The organism is Streptomyces sp. NBC_01016 (assembly GCF_026341035.1).
Lineage (GTDB): Bacteria > Actinomycetota > Actinomycetes > Streptomycetales > Streptomycetaceae > Streptomyces.
The window spans coordinates 33,816-49,112 of sequence record NZ_JAPEOQ010000001.1 but is presented as its reverse complement, the minus strand read 5'-3'; the positions used below and the strand labels follow the sequence as shown (position 1 = coordinate 49,112).

Here is a 15,297-nt window from a genome sequence, read left to right as displayed (position 1 = left end):
GGCTACTCCTTGGGGGCGAATCGGGTGAGCAGTTCGCGAGGGATGCGGACGAAGGTCTCCGAGTCCTTCACGTCCCGCAGTTGGGCGAGGTGCTCGGGGTCCGTCTCGCGCTCGCCCTGGACAAGGATCTCGCCTGTTTCCTCGACCTCGTACAGGGTCGGGCAGTTGCCGTGGTCTGACGTCGTGCCGATGAACCTGAGCGTCATGTCGCCCTCCATCTGCGCTGGTTGGAGATCCAGCATGCTGCGCATTCGGAGCGTGTGTCTTCGGATTGCGCGAGATTGCTCCGGTGCCGGGGAGCCCCGGTCGGGGCCTGCAATCGGGCATGACGAAACGGCCCCCACCACCCGCAGGTGATGAGGGCCAAGCTCTATACGTACTGCCTACGTTGCGGATCCAGTCCTACGGCGAGCGGCTCCGTGTCCGACGAGTCGGGGGCTGGCTGCTCTGGAGGTGGGGCCGCGCCGACCCGGCGGCACACCAGCGCATCCGGGTCGGTGGCCGGCGCCTGCCACGAATACCCATCCGGGCACGACGTCGTGCCGTCCTTCCCGTCCTTGCCGTCGGTGCCGTCCCTTCCCGGGGCGCCGGACGCTCCGGGCTGTCCACTCGCTCCGGGAGGACCGGACGGGCCCGATGCCGTCGAGTCCGACCCCGGCACACCCGGTGCGCCCGGCGACCCTTGCGGGCCCGGTGACGGCGTGAGCGTAGGCGCCGGCTTCCCCGATGCGCCCTGACGGCCCCGTGGCCCCGGCACGAGTACGGGATCCTTCACCCGCGCCGGGAGATCAACCGCGCGCGACGGATCCGGCGCGGCAGGCGTGCCCCCCTCCGCGCGCACCTGCTTGCGCAGGATCCGTACGTCCTCGGCGAGCGTCCGCACGTCGCCGCTCCGGCGCGATGCCTCGGCCCCCAGCTGGTCCGCACGGTGCGCCTCGGCGTCGATGCGCATCCACACGAGGAGGACCGCCCCGGACAGGACGAGGAGGATCGCCGCGAGCATGAGGGAGCGCCACCGGCGGACGAGGAGCGGCTGTGCGTGGCGTCCACTCACGTGTGCTGGCCTCCCAGGTCGGCGAGTTGCTCGCGTAGGCGACGGTTCTCGTGGTTGAGGTCGCCGATCTGTGAGAGCAGCGCGGCTTTCTCGGTGCGCTCACTGGAGAGTTCGGCGTAGGCGGCCGCCAACTTCACCTCGTTCTCGGCGAGCTGGGTTCGCAGCTTGTCGCGCTCCTCTTGGAGGTTGTCGACGAGCGTGGAGTAGCCGCCGAACACGGCGCCCGACTGGTTGGCCCGGTTGGCTCCGCGCTGGCCGATGATGCCCGCGATGGCCGCGGCGAGCCCGACGACGATCGTTCCGACGGCGCCGAGCGTCGCTGCGTCCACGTAACACCCCCTCCATCACGGCCAGTTCGAGAAGAGGGTCAGATGCTCGTCGGGCCGCGCGGCGTGTCCGCTGTGGCCACGGTCTCCGTGATGCCCGGGCCCGTGGTGCCGCCGCTCGCCACGATCGCGGTGAGTAGCGCGGCGACCGCGGCGAGCCCGCCGACCGACAGGGCGGCGCCCCAGTCGACGTCAACGAGGCCGAGCCCGTCGCCGGTGAGCAGGGCGAGTACGGCCTGAGCGAACGTGCGGATCATCCGCTCGAACGTGGCCTTCCAGAACGGAAGCGTCATCATCTGCTGAACCTCACTTCTCGTCGACGTCGAGGCGGACGGTCACGGACTCGATGGCGTCGGTGATGCGCTTCATGAGCGCGTCGACATCGACGGGGTCGCCGCGGTCGGCGAGGGCCTGCGCGAGCGTCTTGATCGTGGCCGACTGCGCGGTGACGGTGGCCTCGGTCGAACGGACACGGTTCGCGATGTCGGAGAGGACGCTGACGGCTTCCCACGTGGGATTCGTCTTGATCGTGCTCGACGTGCTCGGCGCAGGGATGGCGTCCGTCTTCCACACCGCGTTGTAGATGTCCTGCTTGGTCATGCCCGCCAAGGGGTCCTCCTCGATGCTCTGTCCGGCCACGAGGCGCTGCGCCCGGGCCACGATTTGCGGAAGCTGGGCGACGATCTTCGAGCCGGGGCACGAGGTGTGCCCGCCCCACGCGGAGCCGCCCATCGCGTGATAGCCGAGGCCCTTGCCGCTCGGCGACGAGGCGACCTGGAGCGGCACGTCGTAGACCTTGTGGGCCCACGCGAGCACCTCGGCTATGCAGTTCATCTGCGCGTCGGTCAGGGTGTCGCCGCCCTGGCCCTCGTTCTCGACCGACAGCCACGTCGAGTTGCCGCTCGCCTGCGCCCAGGCGCGGTCAGCGGTGTCGACCCACTGGTAGAGGGCGCCGGTCTTGCCGGTGCCGAAGTGCGATGAGGCCTGCGCTCGGCTGTTGCGGAACCATGAATCCGTGCCCGCGAGAGTGCCGGCCATGATGTGCACGACGACGCCGCGCACGCTGGTCTGCCCGCCCTTGGTGTAGTTGACCGGGATCGGGCGCTGCGTGGCGCTGGAGAGCTTGGCCATCAGCTGTCCGTCCCGGCGCGCGCGATCGCCGCGTTCGCCCAGAACATGACCTCTTCCAGCTTGGTCACGGCGAGAGCCTTCTCCCGTCCCTCCGGGAGCCGTTCGTTCAGCTCGTCGGCGAGGCGCCTGCACGTCTGCCGGACGCTGGTGTGCTCGTCGCGCTTCTCCTGCGTAGTCGCCGCGTGGAAGGCGAACCGGTTCTCGATGTCCTCGGGGTGCATGGGGCTCCAGACGTCTAGTCGGGGTGGATGGCGAGCTTGAACTCGGCGAGCGTGATCCGGCACGACTTGGGCGCGTTGTGCGCGGCGAGCAGTGCCACGGGCGTGCCCGGGTGCACGAACATCTCGTGCGTCTTGTGGAAGAACTGCTGACCGGGCGACGGCGGCCGGTGCTCGGTCGCCGTCGAGTCCGCGCCGCCCGCGAGGTCGAGCGGGTCACGGACGAACCGGTCGCGCAGCTCGGTGTAGTCGCCGGCCTCCCAGTAGATGAGCGCCGTGAGCGTCGCCCACCCATCCACGGCCGGCCAGATCAGCCCGGAGCGGTCGTCGCGCTGCCAGTCGCGCACCTCGTAGCCGAGCGGGTCGGCCTGCTCGTGCATGCAGTGCTTGTCGTAGGACTCGGCGCCCTGCTCGTAGGGGAAGCGGACGATGTTGTACTCGCCGCCGCCGGGCATCGACTGCGGGAGATCGGTCTTCAGCGAGCACACGTACACAGACATGCGGGCCTCCAGACATGAGAAAAGCCCCGGCCAGCGGGCTCGGGGCGTGCAGGTGAAGGAGCGATGGATCAGGTGATGTCGGTGGCCGAGGTGTTCGGAGTCGACGGGTCCGTCAGCGCAGCCCCAACCCATGTCGAGCCGCGCCAGTCATTGCCGAACCGGTGGACCAGAGTCACAGTGTTTTCGGTCCGGAAGCCGCCCTTGCCCTCGGGGGCGCTGCCGTACGGGCGCGTCTTGTTCCCGGTAACAGTCACGGAGGAACAGCCGCCCGAGATGTTGATGCCCCAGTAGCCGTCGTTGCTGTCGCGGGAGGGGCCCTTGATGAAGTTGCCGCGCAGCTGGATATCGCTGGAGGCTTGGTCGAGGAGGATGCCGCCCTTGCCCGGGTAGCAGATCTGGCAGTCGGCGATGGTGACCTGCGTGCAGTCGACGGCGGTGATGCCGTAGCCGTGCCCCCATGTGACCTGGTTGGAGCCGACGGTGATCCGGTTGCAATCCTCCAAGGAGATGCCGGTGTTGCCGGTGTTCGCGATGGCGTTGCCGGTGACTGAGGCCCGCTCGACGTACTGAAGGCGGATGCCGTTCGCGGTGGTGCCGGTGTTGTCGAAGACGTTCCCGGAGATCGCCACGTTGAGGACGGTGCCGGAGGGTTCGCCGCGGGCCTCGATGGCGTCCGCGTAGTTGCCCATATCTCTGAAGGTGTTGCCGGAGATGCTCAGGTTGCGCATCGGCTGGGACAAGTGGGTGTCCACGCCGTCGACGTTTGTCGTGTCGTTGGAGTCCGTGAGGATGTTGGAGCGCAGGCGGACGCCGCTGCCGCAGGCCACGAACGTATTGCCGACGACAGTCAAGTCCTCGTAGCTGTAGGCGCTGATCGCGTACTGGAGCAGGCCCTCAAACGAGTTGTTGGCGATGCGGATGCGGCGGTGCCAGCGGCCGATGGTGGCCGAGTGTGAGCCGACGCCGCGCGGCCATGCAGTGGTGCCGGATGTGCCGGAGGCTCCGAAGTGACAGCCGGAGACCAAGATGTCTTCACACGGGGTGTGGTCGTACGGGCCGAACCCACCGAATTCACCAGCAGACTTCGCGAGGTCGATCTGTACGGCCTCAGAGAATCCGCGCGACTTGTCGGCGGTGTTGTCGACGTAGCCGCGGAACTTGCAGTTCTCGACGAGGCCGTGGCTGGTCGAGTTCATCTCGATGCCGTGATAGCCGGAGACGTCGCGGATCTCCAGGTCGCGGATCGTGATGTCGGTGGCGTGCCCGATGCTGATGCACATGGCGTTGCCGGTCAGGCCGCTCGCCGTCCCGCGCATGTTCCAGAGGCCGCCCTCGATGATGATCCGAGAGTGCCCGGTGTAGCCGCCGAGGCTCTGGCCTCCGTCCCCGTTGAGGAGCATCGTCGCGGCGACGTTCCGCCGGAACTCCGCGCCCTGCATGAGGGTGAGCCGCGTGTTCGTGTAGATGCGGAGGGTCTGCCCGATCAGGTAGACACCCGGCGGCACGAGTACCTGCGCGCCCCCGAGATCCCGCGCGGCATTGAGCGCGGCCTGGATGCCCGGCGCCGCATTCGTCCCGCCTGACGAGTCGGCGCCGTAGTTGGTGACCATGAACGTTTGGCGCTGGTTCATGGACTCCAGGCGTGGCGCCGTGATGTCCATGCCGGGCCGCCACTCCACAGGGGTAGCCAAGAGAGACCTCCTACAGGGATGCGATCGCCGGATGGGCGAGAGAGAGCGGTGTACCGGCCGTGTGCGGCTTGACGACGCCGTTCAGTGAGCGCGTGACCGTGAAGGTCTGGGAGTCAGTGACCTGGAAGTTGTCGAAGGACGCGGTGACCGGCAGCGCCTGCGTGGACGATGTCCCGAGCAGGGACCGCACACCGACAGATCCCATCGCTGTCAGGTCCGTGTCCGTCTCGGATAGTTGCCACGCCTCCGGCTCCGTGGCGGACCGCAGCCAGCACTTCGCGCGGATCGTTGACCCGATGACCTGGAGACGGAGCGTGTAGTACGTGCCCGCGGCGAAGCTAGGCACGGTGTACGAGCCCCCCAGCTGGGCCTCCGCCCCGTTGCGCTTCCGGAGTGTCAGGACGATGTTCCCCGCCGGGGCCACCTGCGCGCGGGCAAAGTAGAAGTGGTTCGTGTCCGTGTAACGGGCCATGAGGAACGCGTAGGTGGAATCGCCTACGGCTACCTTGTCCAGGGCCCAGTCCGCACGGACGTCGACGTCAGCCGACGGAGAGGGGGCGAACATGTACCGGAGGACGTTCCGCGTGTTCATCACGTGCTGGCCGACGCTGCCGTTCACGGCGTAGTCACCAGCGGAACCGCCCGTCCAGGCCCAGACCTGGCCGGTGTCAGCCTTCCCCCAGCCGCCCGTGACGGCCCGGGTGAATGTGTCGGATACCGACTGCCCCGTCGGTGTGACGGCCCGCGGTGCCCACACGTAAATGGGTTGGGCTGCTGGCGTGCCGCCGAAGCGGGGGCGCATCTTGCCCCGGGTCGCGTTGGCTGGCGCCGTCACCGTTGCCTCCACCCACGTCCACTGGTTTGCGGGCACCGCTGCGCCGGTGTTGGGGCCGCCAGTGGATAGGTAGGTGCCCGCCGCGTTGTGCCAGTAGAGCGTGGGCTGGACATCGGTCAGGGCGACCGGGCAGTACACCCACATGCCCGCCCGGTACGCCTGTCCGGGAACGATGCTGTCGGCTGCGGACAGCGCGGAGGATGCGCCCGCCACAGCGCTCGCCCCGTTCGGTGTGATCTTCAGGGACGTGGTGCCGCGCGGGTGGGTCACCGACTGGTCCCAGGCCAGCGTCGAATTTTCCACGTCCCAGCCGACGATGCCGCTCTCGAAGAAGGGGTCCGCAGGCAGGATGGTGCGCCCGACGGTGTTCACCCGCACGACCTCGCCACCGAGGGCGACATCGAACGGGGTCTCCCTGGGGGCGTCCGTCCATTGCGCGCCGACGGTCGTGCGCACGGCCAGCGCCGTATCCGTCGCGGAGACAGGGCCGGCCAGTTCGGAACCGCCCGTGTCCGCTTTCCCGTACACCGCGTGGTCGGCGCGCGCGGTCATCCACGGGCCGCCCGGATCGCACGTGAACGTGATCTCCCACGTGCGCGGCTTGTACGTCTCCGTCAGGCCCGTGATCAGGAGATCCACCGGTCCGTACGCCACCCATGAAGGAAGGTTGAGGATGCGGAGGATGTCGCCCTCACGCAGGCGGAGCACCGCGTCGATCAGCTCCGGATGCTTGTGCAGCCGCACCGCCACCGACGGATACCGCGCCCCGTCATACGTGCCCAGATGGAGCCGCCACGGCGCGATGTACTCCAACTGCTGGTCATCGTCGACGTTCAGCGTGACCGACTCGTCGTACAGGCCGATCCCCGCCGGCGGTGGCAGCACCGACAGCGGGCCTTCCTCAAGGAGCGAGCGCGCCGAGCTCCCGCCCGTGCGGGACACCGTGATGTCGTTGCGGGTCGCATCGTCGTCGGCCGTCGGCTCCAGCGAATCCGCGGCGATCTGGCCGGCCGCGTAGTCGAGGACGAGCGCAGGCTCCTGCGTGTAGAGGCTGGAGCGGTCGCGGTAGAGCACCCCGAGACGGTCGCGGGACTCGACAAGCATGCCGCCGTCCGCGTCCGCCGCTTCCTGCAACAGATCGAGGAGGGCCTCCGGACGCTGCGGGCCGACCTGCTGCGTCGTCAGCTCTCCCGCGATGCGCGAGATGGACAACCCTTCCTCGAACGCCAGACGCTGCATCCGCGCCCACGCTGTCTCTCCCGCGTACGCGGTGTCGGACCCGTTGTAGAGAGCGTTGTCCGCGGTCGGCAGCACGGAGAGGTGGCCGACGCTCCATCCCTCCAGCTCCTTGCCCCAGGTCGCGGTGACCGCTGTGACGTGACCGGCCGAGCCCGCCGTGGTGAAGAAGCGGTATTGCACGCGGCCGGTGACGTTCTCCCAGCTCACTTGCCACGTACAGGTGCCGTCGCCCTCCTCGCGGGCCCACGCACGCAGTCGGTGCCACTCATCAAATGGGGCAACGTACTGGAAGAGCGCGGTCAGGGTGAACAGAGCGGCGCCACTGGCGTCGAAGCCCTGGATACGGCCCCTGTCAGCGCGCATGCTCACGACCAGGCGGCGGACGGTGCCGGTGGCGGAGACGCCCATCACCTCGGCGTAGTCCCCAGATTCCGGCGGTGCCTTGCCGTCGGCGTTGTACACCAACTCGACCTGCCATTGTCCGAGGTCGGCGTGTGCGGGCACGATCGCGGACAGGGTGCCGCCCGAGCTGCTGATCTTCGGGAGCGGGTCGGAGGAGGGCAGGGTGTCGAGCGCGCCGAACTCGACGCCGGTCAGTGCGGCCGGGGTGACGCCCTTGATCGGCGAGTAGGCGCGGGTGGCACCCTGGTCCTCTTCCATCGGCCAGTATGCGACCGGGTCACCGGACGGAATCCGGCGGCGAAGCGTGCTGTCGAGGGCCTTCACGCCCTGCCCGTAGCGGCGCAGGATCCCGGCCGCCTGCACGGACGTCCATACGTCCGCGCCGCTGCCTACCCACTTCTGCGGCCACGACGCGATCTCGCCGACGAACAGGTCACGCCGGTCGGCCACGGCGGCCGTGCCCGAGAACGACCAGCTGCGGCCGGCGGAGTCGGTGAATGGCGCGGTGCCAACGGGGCGTTGTGTGAAGTTGGGTGCGGCGACGATCGTGCCGTTGATGCCGGAGCGCACCTCGGCGCGGTATGCCTTGCCCTCGAACGGCAGGCGGTTGAGGGACAGGTCGCTGGGGCCAACGGCCAGCGGCGCCGGGCCGGAGAAGAGCACGACCGGAGCCGAGGGTGCGGTGCCGTTGGTGAACGTCTTGCCGATCTGCGTCCACGGGCCGTCGAGGGTGGGCGCCCAGAAGTGGTCAACGGCCCACTGCCCGGCGCCGTTGTCGGCGTCAAAGGTCACGCGCAGGGCCGCACGTTCGGGCAACGCAGGCAGCGGCTGGGAGGCGCTGTAGTTCACCGTGCCGTCGAGGCTGAAGAAGAAATAGAGCCGCCCGTCGGCGATCCGCATCAGGTAGGAGCGGTTCCCGGATGCTCCCCACTTGCCAAGCAGCATCTGCACGCCGGGCCGGTACCAGGACGCCGACAGTTCGATACGGAGGTCGATGTCGCCGGTGATGTCCAGCGCCGACGTGTCGGGAGTCGAGGCGTAGTTGGCCGGGTCGCCGTCGAGGTCGAGGAAGTGGCCGCCGCCCGGCAGCGACAGGCGTACGGGCGTGTTGCGGCCGATGAGCCCGTAGTAGGGACTCATCGGGTTGCGCGGGCTGTACCGTCCGTCGCGGTTGTTGATCGTGAGCGGCACCGACGCAGGCTCCGCCGTCGTGCTACCCGACCGGATGCCGCGCGTGTGCGTGATCGCGTCGCGGGTGTAGACGTCCCCCGTGATGTCCGTCCACCGCCCTGCCTTGATCTCGACGCGCAGCCCCAGAGGGTCCTCGGGAAAGGCCACGAGTCACCCCCTTCCGAGGACGGTCTGAACGTTGCCGCCGCGCACCTTCACGAACTGGCGGATGAGGTTGGCGAGCAGCTCGTCGGCCGCTGAGCCACCGGTGTCCACGCGGAGGGTGATGGCGGACGAGCCGCCACCGCCGGAAGCGCCGGCCACCGCCCCGCCGACCGAGGAGGCCATGGCGGCGGACGGGGTCGGGGTGTCGACGAGCGAGGACATCGTCCGGTCGAGGACGCCCGTGTTCGCCTCGACGCCCTGCGCGATACCGGCCGGAATCCACCGGCCCACCTGCGACGCCATCACCTTGGACGGGGAGTGGATGCCGAGTGCCTTGGCGATCGGGCCCGGGATCATCCCCTTGGCGAACGACATCAGCCGCGAGCGGAGCCAACTGCCCATGGACTCGACACCGGCCAGGAGGCCGCGCACGACGTCGGCGCCCTTGGAGACGAGGAGGTCTTTCAGGGAGCCGATGGCCCGCGAGATCCGGCCCGGTAGCCCGGCCGCCCACACCAGGAACTCGGTGCCCTTGCGGGCGGCAGCGTCCTTGAACATCTGCCAGCTGCGGGAAGCGACGAGCGCGATCGTGGAGCCGAGGTTGGACAGGGCCCTGCCCGCGCGCCCGGGCAGGGAGGCGACCCACATTGTGAAGTTGGCCAGGAAGGTGGACGCGGGCGTGGCGACGTACCGCGACCACAGGCCGCCGAACCATGTGCTGATCCAGGTGCCGAGTTGGGAGAGTTTCTCTCCAGCGCCTTCGAGGAGTCGCTGTCCGAGACTCCCGATGATCATTCCGGCGGCGGCGACGACCGCTGCGAGGACGAGCATCGGCAGCAGCGACATCCCGACGATGATCGCCTGAGCGAACAGGGCGATCTTGAACATTTTGTCGGGGTTCTCCATCATCCAGTTCGCCATGTCGGTGCCGAGCTGCTGCAAGCCCGCGACAGCCTTCGGGGCGAGTTCCTTGATCTTCGTGACGAGCTTCTCGCCGAGGAGCGGCAGGAACGCGAAGAACTGGTCGAGGCCCGTCGCGCCGTTCTGTCCGGCCTCGGCCCACATGCCGCCGAACTGCTGCACCACGAACGTCTTGACCTTCTGGAAGGCAGGGAGGACCTGCCCGCCGAGGAAGTCCACGACGTTCTGCTGAATGCCTCGCTTGAACGCCTCCAGGCGCGTGCCCGCGTTGTCCCGCAGGCTGTCGCCCATCCGGTCGGCAGCACCGCCCACCTTGCCGAGGGCGGAAGCGGCCGAGGACGGGTCGAGCGCCATGAGCGCCTTCTGCGTGTCCTCCGACTTGGTGCCGAACAAGGTCAGGGCAACGTTGTTCTTGTCGGTGCCGTCCTTCATCTTGGACAGCCCCTCGAAGACCTTGTCCAGGGCTGCACGCGCCGTCGGGCCGCCCTTCACGAACGCGGCCTGCATCTCCTTGCCGGACAGGCCGATCTTCTTGAACGCGTCGTCGACCTTGCTTCCGCCGGTCTGCGTGATCAGCGTGAATTCCTTCAGAGCGTCTGCGACCACGTCCGTGTCGCGGGCGCCCGCCTTCATGCCCTGCGACAGAAGCCCGGTCGCGTCGGTGGCGGACAGTCCCATCTGCCTGAAGATCGTGGAGTATTCGTTGAAGGTGTCGGCGATGTCGTCGGCGCGCGGCCCCATCTTCTGGAGGCCGCGGGTCAGTGCGTCGACGGCCTCGGTGCCGTTCTTCGCCAGCCCCGTTTTGATCATCTGGCCGACCGCGTTCGCGGTCTGCCCGAGATCCAACTCGAACGTGTTCGCCAAGTCGGACACCTTCGTGGCGAGCGACTGGAGCTGTGCCTCCGTTGCCCCCGGCGGAGCGATACCCGCCCGCATCACTGCCGAGATCGCGTCGGCGGCGCCCTGGAAATCCTCGGTGACCGCGTCCGCGTACATGCGGCCCGCGATATGCCCGTACTTCTTCATCTCCGGGCCCGTCGCCCCGAGTTGGGCGCCGAGGCGGCCGGTGATGCGGGACTGGTCGAGGGCGGTCTGCATGCCCTGCATGAGGAGCGCGCCGGCTGCCGCACCGATCGCCGCCAGTCCGAGCTTGGCGGACAGGCCCGAGCGGACACTGGTCGCGACATCGCTGACGCCCGCGGACGCGCGCCCGCGCATCCGCTGCATGAACGAATCGCCGCCGGAGTCGCCGACGCTCCCGGCTGCCTCACCGACGCTGCTGGATGAGCTGCGAACGCCCTCACCCAGCCCCTCGCCTGCCTGCCGACCTGCGGCGGTCATGTGGCGGGACAGGTCGCGTGTGCCGTTGGTCGCGCCGTGTGTGATGCCGTCGCCGAGCTGCTGTCCCGCCGACTGCCCGGCGCGCCCGGCGTCCGCGCCCATCCGGTCGCCTGCGCGCTGCATCTGGCGCTCGGCGTCGCGCAGGCCGTCGGCGACACCGGAGGCATCGAGGGTGATGGTTCCGGCGAGTTCACCGACGTTGAGCGCCACGGCGCTACCTCCTTCGAGAGTGCTTGGGTTCGGGAGGTGCGAAGTGCCGTGCGACGCGTGAATCTGCGGACAGGAGGCCGTACAGGCGGATCAGGAACCAGCGCCACGACCGATCGCGCATGACGCCGCAGGAGAGGTCGAGGCCGTACACGTCGTGCATGTCGGCCTCGACGAGCGGCCACTGTTCGAGCAGGGCCTCGCGGGTTATCTGCGGTGCGCCTTTCCGCTCCGACCGTTGCGGCGTGAGCCCGCCTTCGTACCACTCGTAGAGCCCCGTGACCGGGTCGTATTCGCCGCAGCCGACGCCGAGGCGCCGTTGGTCTGCGATCGACGGACCTGCCGGTTCGGGGCCAGGAGAGAAGGGTCGCCACCCGCAGCCCAGTAGGCGGCCGCGTTCTCACGGCTAGAGGTGATCCACACGACAGCGGTCATCGCGATGTGCCGGAAGCGGGTCCAGGCGACGTGGGAAATGATCTCGTCGTAGGCGTCGCCGAGGGCGAGCCGGAACAGGTCCTTCTCCTCGTCGTCGTTGAGGATCTCCTCGTCGGCGGGCGCACCTCCCAGAGCGAGGCGGGCGGCCATGGTGGTGACCTGGTCGATCCGCAGGCCGTCCTCGGCGGGCGGCGACGGAACCTTGAAGATGCGGGTCTGCCCGTCCTTGCAGCGCACCGGCAGCTCCAGCCAGTCATCGAGGAAGTCGCCGAGCGCCTCGAACTGTGCGGCCATCAGGGCGTGACCACGAGCGGGTTGGCGATGGTCTCCAGCGGGCCGTCGCCGGTGAACGTGATCTCCACCTGTCCGAGGTCGGTGGTTTCGCCGCCGGACTCCGCCCACTCGGGGATGGCCTTGCCCTCGTACGCCTCCGGCAGGCCGTTGCGGTCCATGTACCGCAGGTGGATCAGGTTGGCGGAGCCGTAGGCGTAGTGCGCGAGCCGGATCGCCTCGTGGACGGGGTGGTACACCTTCGTCTGGTCGTTGATCTTCCGGTTGATCGTGACGGACACCTCCCACGCCTGACCGGTCTTCGTGTTCCCCGCCCAACCGTCGGAGTCGTAGTCCGAGCTGTCCTCGATGTTCGGCTCCGAGGAGGGCTGGAACTCCACGACGCCCGGGCACAGCTTCCAGTCCGGTGTCGCTTCCGTCCCGACGTTGACCTCCAGGCGCCAACGCCGGGCGAGCGCAGTGACGTTCGTTTCCACAGGTGTGGACATAGGGGTGCTCCTATTCGTGCTGGTGGGGGCCCGGCCGAGAGGTCCGGAAGTAGTAGTTCGAGGTCAGTTCCATGCGGCCGTGCGCGTCCTGCCCGATCCACGCCTGCGACTGGCGCCACGACAGCGCCACGTCCACGCCGCCCGCGCTGTAGTGCTCGCGCATGTGCAGCACGCCGAAGACCGCGTCGGCGAGGTCGGCGATCGCGTCCGGGTCCCGGCCGGCACGCATGCGGATCTGCACGCCCGTGATCACGTCCGTGCCGCCGCCGTCCTCGACCGGGTAGTCGGTGATCCCGAGCGCCCGCTCCGGTGTGGCCGGCATGACGCCGCGGAAGATTCCGGTGTCCGGGTCGGAGATCACTGCGTCGGGCCGGTAGACGCCGACGCCGGCCTCGATGAGGAGGCCGGCGATGCCGCCGAGGAGGCTGCTCGTGTAGCTCACCGCAGGGCCCGCCTGACCTGCGCGGCGATGAGCGCGGCGACCTGCCCGCGGTTCTCGTTGAGCGGCTGCTCCAAGTACTTGGCCTGTCGCCCGGGTGCGTGCCGGTAGTCCATTTCCTCGTGCTGGCGGACGGCGTACGGGGTGTCGTAGGAGACGGCGGCTGTCAGCGTCCCCTCGTCGACGGAGGCGGTGCCGGAGTGCTGGAGCGGTCCCTCGTCGAGGGGGACGACGGCCTGTGACTCGGTGAGGACATGCTCGGCCGCGAGGTGGAGGCCGCGGGCGGAGGCCGCGCGGATGGCGTGCTCTGCCGGGGCACCGTTGAAGTTCAGTCGGAAGCGTTGGGCCACGGCAGGGCCTCCCTATTCGAGCTGGATTTCCACGTGGTCGGGGGTGCGCAGGCGCCCGCCCGCGCGGTCCTTGAGCTGGATGACCTTCGTGATGCGGCCGCCCGCCGTGGTGACGCGGGACAGCGGTGGCGCGTCCACGCCCCGCCGCGCGTAGGCGGTCGAGGAGGAGGTGACGGTGTCGCCGCCGGGTGAGCGGACGGCGCGGGTCTGCTCGTCGAGGAAGCACCGCACGCTCACGGGCGGCCCGTAGATGGGGCCCTTGGAGCCGTCGCCCTCGTACGGCTCCAAGGTGATCGTGTGGACGAGGAGCCAGCCAGGGATCCGCCCCATCACCAACCCCCGGTGACGACGCCGATGCGGAACTTGTCCGCGGGCAGCACGGCGAGCGCGCGCACCAGGCGGGGCGCGTAGTACGACGGGCTGCTCCTGTTGTCGCCTGCGCCGAACTGAAGGCTGAGCGAGCCGAGGGTGACGCCCTGGAGCGGGCCCGACACGTCGGTCTCCTCGCCGACCTCGCCCCAGAACTCGACCTGCGCGCAGACGGCGGTGGCGAATGCCTCGCTGACCACCGGGTCGGCGGGCATGCCCTCGGCGTCCGTGTCGTAGAACGCCGCGAGCAGGAAGTCGGCGTCGAGGAGCTGTGACGCCTGCGCGAGGAGGCGTTCCGCGCCGGCGGGCGGATCAGTGCCGAGATACTCGGCGAGCTGTGCTGTCGTCGCGTACACGCGGCCGGGCATGCGTCACCCCCAAATGGCGTGCAGATAGGGCGGCTTACGCGTCGCCGTAGCGCTCGACGAGCTGGTCCTTGGTGAGCGTGTCCAGCTCGTCGTTCTCGTCGGCGTCCTGCACCTGTGCGCGCGCGTACGCCAGCCACTCGGATTTGTTCGCGCTCTTGGACGGCCGGCCGTCCTGCTCGTCGGCCGGGCCCTTGTCTTCCGGTGCGGCCTCGGTGTCGAGGCGTTCCCAGTTCGGGAGCATCTCCAGGCGCGCGTCCGGGTGCTCGTACTCGACGACATCGCCGGTGTTGTTGTTGCGGTACTTCGGCATGAGCCCTCCCGGGCCAGATCAGGGCAGGCATGCGGAGGGGCGCCAGGCCGTCACGCCCGGCGCCCCTCCAGCCACCCACCACCCCAGTGAGGATCAGGCCGCGTCGGCGCCCTTGATGAGGACCGCGCGGTTCGCGTCGAGGGTCTTCGTGCCGTACAGGCAGTCGACCGACACGACGGTCTGCTTGTACTTGATGTCGTAGTCGTAGACCACGCGGAGGGCGAACCCCTTGTAGTTCATGATCGTGGCGTCCTGCGCGCCCGGGGGGACCTCCAGCGTCCGCGTGACGAGCGCGAACGCCGTCTTGTGGAACGCGACGTTTTCCTCGGTCGTCGGCTGACCAGCCGCCGGAGTGCCCGCCGGGCCCGGGATGTTCTGCGTCATGTACGGCGCGAACCCGGAAGCGTTGGCGCCGAACTGGGCCTCGGTCAGGCCCACGGTGTCGCCCCGCTGGTCGGCCGCACGCCAGATCTTCTCGGCCGTCCAACGTGCCTTGGTGCGAGGCCCGACCACGACGCGGCGCTCCGCCGCCGGAACGCTCTTTGTGTCCAGGAGTGCCCCGGCCTCGATGAGAACCCGGGAGTCGGACCACGGGTACTTCCCGGCCGGGTAGTTGTAGTTTTCCCCGTCCGTGTTCTCGGAGACGGGGCCGACCGTCTGAGAGATGTCGTCGCGCAGTGCGAGGAGGTCGCGGTCGATCTTCTGCGCCATGGCCTCCATGGCGGGGTCGAGGAGCTGCGTGGCGAAGTCGTTGATCTCAAGCGTGAGCTGCTCGGTCGTGACCGCGAATGACACGTCGGGCAGGTGGTTGAGAACCACCGGGAACCCGGACTCCGTCGCGTTCTGGGGCACGATGCCCGTGGCCCGGTTGAACTCGTTCGCCGTGAACGTCGCGGGCTTGCGGACGGTGATCGTGTCGCCCTGGCTTCCTGCGAAGTCGGACTCGTAGTCGCGGTGTACGAGCTGCGCCATGTGCGTGGTCTCGTACAGGGTCGCGAGCGCGCGCGTCGCGATCAGGTCGGGGGTGAGGAACGTGTTGGCCATGAG

Annotated in this window: 18 protein-coding genes; all 18 read right to left on the bottom strand. The window is 69.0% G+C overall.

The annotated features are described in order from the left end of the window. Positions 1-2 precede the first annotated feature (2 nt). On the bottom strand, positions 3-206 hold the full coding sequence (locus tag OG746_RS00385) for a hypothetical protein (protein WP_266710612.1): 204 nt from the start codon (positions 204-206) through the stop codon (positions 3-5). Positions 207-370: 164 nt separating this feature from the next. After that, the gene (locus OG746_RS00380) at positions 371-1,054 is read right to left on the bottom strand and encodes a collagen-like domain-containing protein (protein ID WP_266710610.1); all 684 of its coding nucleotides are present in this window, start codon (positions 1,052-1,054) and stop codon (positions 371-373) included. Beyond that, complete coding sequence (locus OG746_RS00375) at positions 1,051-1,383, bottom strand: hypothetical protein (protein WP_266710609.1); 333 nt, start codon at positions 1,381-1,383, stop codon at positions 1,051-1,053. The genes OG746_RS00380 and OG746_RS00375 overlap by 4 nt, the downstream gene beginning before the upstream one ends. A gap of 38 nt (positions 1,384-1,421) precedes the next feature. Then, positions 1,422-1,676: a holin gene (locus tag OG746_RS00370; RefSeq protein ID WP_266710607.1), complete on the bottom strand. Its 255-nt coding sequence runs from the start codon at positions 1,674-1,676 to the stop codon at positions 1,422-1,424. Between the two features lie 10 nt (positions 1,677-1,686). After that, positions 1,687-2,511 (bottom strand): peptidoglycan recognition protein family protein, encoded by an 825-nt coding sequence (locus tag OG746_RS00365; RefSeq protein WP_266710605.1) that lies wholly within the window; start codon positions 2,509-2,511, stop codon positions 1,687-1,689. After that, entirely contained in the window at positions 2,511-2,732 is a 222-nt protein-coding gene (locus OG746_RS00360; protein WP_266710603.1) for an Acb2/Tad1 domain-containing protein, read from the bottom strand. Before OG746_RS00360 ends, OG746_RS00365 begins: the two co-directional genes overlap by 1 nt. A 14-nt stretch (positions 2,733-2,746) precedes the next feature. Then, positions 2,747-3,229, bottom strand: a complete 483-nt coding sequence (locus tag OG746_RS00355) for a hypothetical protein (RefSeq protein ID WP_266710601.1) — start codon at positions 3,227-3,229, stop codon at positions 2,747-2,749. 68 nt (positions 3,230-3,297) lie between these two features. Then, positions 3,298-4,920 carry a right-handed parallel beta-helix repeat-containing protein gene (locus tag OG746_RS00350; RefSeq protein ID WP_266710599.1) on the bottom strand — a complete coding sequence of 541 codons (1,623 nt, stop codon included), beginning with the start codon at positions 4,918-4,920 and terminating at the stop codon, positions 3,298-3,300. Positions 4,921-4,930: 10 nt separating this feature from the next. Then, on the bottom strand, positions 4,931-8,734 hold the full coding sequence (locus OG746_RS00345) for a hypothetical protein (RefSeq protein ID WP_266710598.1): 3,804 nt from the start codon (positions 8,732-8,734) through the stop codon (positions 4,931-4,933). Between the two features lie 3 nt (positions 8,735-8,737). Beyond that, positions 8,738-11,203 (bottom strand): phage tail tape measure protein, encoded by a 2,466-nt coding sequence (locus tag OG746_RS00340; RefSeq protein WP_266710596.1) that lies wholly within the window; start codon positions 11,201-11,203, stop codon positions 8,738-8,740. Positions 11,204-11,407: 204 nt separating this feature from the next. Beyond that, positions 11,408-11,929 (bottom strand): DUF7426 family protein, encoded by a 522-nt coding sequence (locus OG746_RS00335; protein WP_266710594.1) that lies wholly within the window; start codon positions 11,927-11,929, stop codon positions 11,408-11,410. Next, positions 11,929-12,414 (bottom strand): phage tail tube protein, encoded by a 486-nt coding sequence (locus OG746_RS00330; protein ID WP_266710592.1) that lies wholly within the window; start codon positions 12,412-12,414, stop codon positions 11,929-11,931. The genes OG746_RS00335 and OG746_RS00330 overlap by 1 nt, the downstream gene beginning before the upstream one ends. Before the next feature lie 10 nt (positions 12,415-12,424). After that, positions 12,425-12,856 carry a minor capsid protein gene (locus OG746_RS00325; RefSeq protein ID WP_266710590.1) on the bottom strand — a complete coding sequence of 144 codons (432 nt, stop codon included), beginning with the start codon at positions 12,854-12,856 and terminating at the stop codon, positions 12,425-12,427. Continuing rightward, entirely contained in the window at positions 12,853-13,203 is a 351-nt protein-coding gene (locus OG746_RS00320; RefSeq protein WP_266710588.1) for a minor capsid protein, read from the bottom strand. The genes OG746_RS00325 and OG746_RS00320 overlap by 4 nt, the downstream gene beginning before the upstream one ends. Before the next feature lie 12 nt (positions 13,204-13,215). Then, positions 13,216-13,533 (bottom strand): hypothetical protein, encoded by a 318-nt coding sequence (locus OG746_RS00315; protein ID WP_266710587.1) that lies wholly within the window; start codon positions 13,531-13,533, stop codon positions 13,216-13,218. Next, a complete protein-coding gene (locus OG746_RS00310; RefSeq protein ID WP_266710585.1) occupies positions 13,533-13,940 on the bottom strand; it encodes a hypothetical protein in 408 nt (135 codons plus the stop codon). Before OG746_RS00310 ends, OG746_RS00315 begins: the two co-directional genes overlap by 1 nt. A 34-nt stretch (positions 13,941-13,974) precedes the next feature. Continuing rightward, positions 13,975-14,250 carry a hypothetical protein gene (locus tag OG746_RS00305; RefSeq protein WP_266710583.1) on the bottom strand — a complete coding sequence of 92 codons (276 nt, stop codon included), beginning with the start codon at positions 14,248-14,250 and terminating at the stop codon, positions 13,975-13,977. A gap of 93 nt (positions 14,251-14,343) precedes the next feature. Continuing rightward, positions 14,344-15,294 (bottom strand): major capsid protein, encoded by a 951-nt coding sequence (locus OG746_RS00300; protein WP_266710581.1) that lies wholly within the window; start codon positions 15,292-15,294, stop codon positions 14,344-14,346. Positions 15,295-15,297: the final 3 nt, after the last annotated feature.

Excerpts from the sequence above, each read along its gene's own strand:
- OG746_RS00385 (WP_266710612.1), bottom strand. The coding sequence starts at position 206 with ATGACGCTCAGGTTCATCGGCACGACGTCAGACCACGGCAACTGCCCG.
- OG746_RS00370 (WP_266710607.1), bottom strand. The coding sequence starts at position 1,676 with ATGATGACGCTTCCGTTCTGGAAGGCCACGTTCGAGCGGATGATCCGC.
- OG746_RS00365 (WP_266710605.1), bottom strand. The coding sequence starts at position 2,511 with ATGGCCAAGCTCTCCAGCGCCACGCAGCGCCCGATCCCGGTCAACTAC.
- OG746_RS00360 (WP_266710603.1), bottom strand. The coding sequence starts at position 2,732 with ATGCACCCCGAGGACATCGAGAACCGGTTCGCCTTCCACGCGGCGACT.
- OG746_RS00355 (WP_266710601.1), bottom strand. The coding sequence starts at position 3,229 with ATGTCTGTGTACGTGTGCTCGCTGAAGACCGATCTCCCGCAGTCGATG.
- OG746_RS00335 (WP_266710594.1), bottom strand. The coding sequence starts at position 11,929 with ATGGCCGCACAGTTCGAGGCGCTCGGCGACTTCCTCGATGACTGGCTG.
- OG746_RS00330 (WP_266710592.1), bottom strand. The coding sequence starts at position 12,414 with ATGTCCACACCTGTGGAAACGAACGTCACTGCGCTCGCCCGGCGTTGG.
- OG746_RS00315 (WP_266710587.1), bottom strand. The coding sequence starts at position 13,533 with ATGGGGCGGATCCCTGGCTGGCTCCTCGTCCACACGATCACCTTGGAG.
- OG746_RS00310 (WP_266710585.1), bottom strand. The coding sequence starts at position 13,940 with ATGCCCGGCCGCGTGTACGCGACGACAGCACAGCTCGCCGAGTATCTC.
- OG746_RS00305 (WP_266710583.1), bottom strand. The coding sequence starts at position 14,250 with ATGCCGAAGTACCGCAACAACAACACCGGCGATGTCGTCGAGTACGAG.
- OG746_RS00300 (WP_266710581.1), bottom strand. The coding sequence starts at position 15,294 with ATGGCCAACACGTTCCTCACCCCCGACCTGATCGCGACGCGCGCGCTC.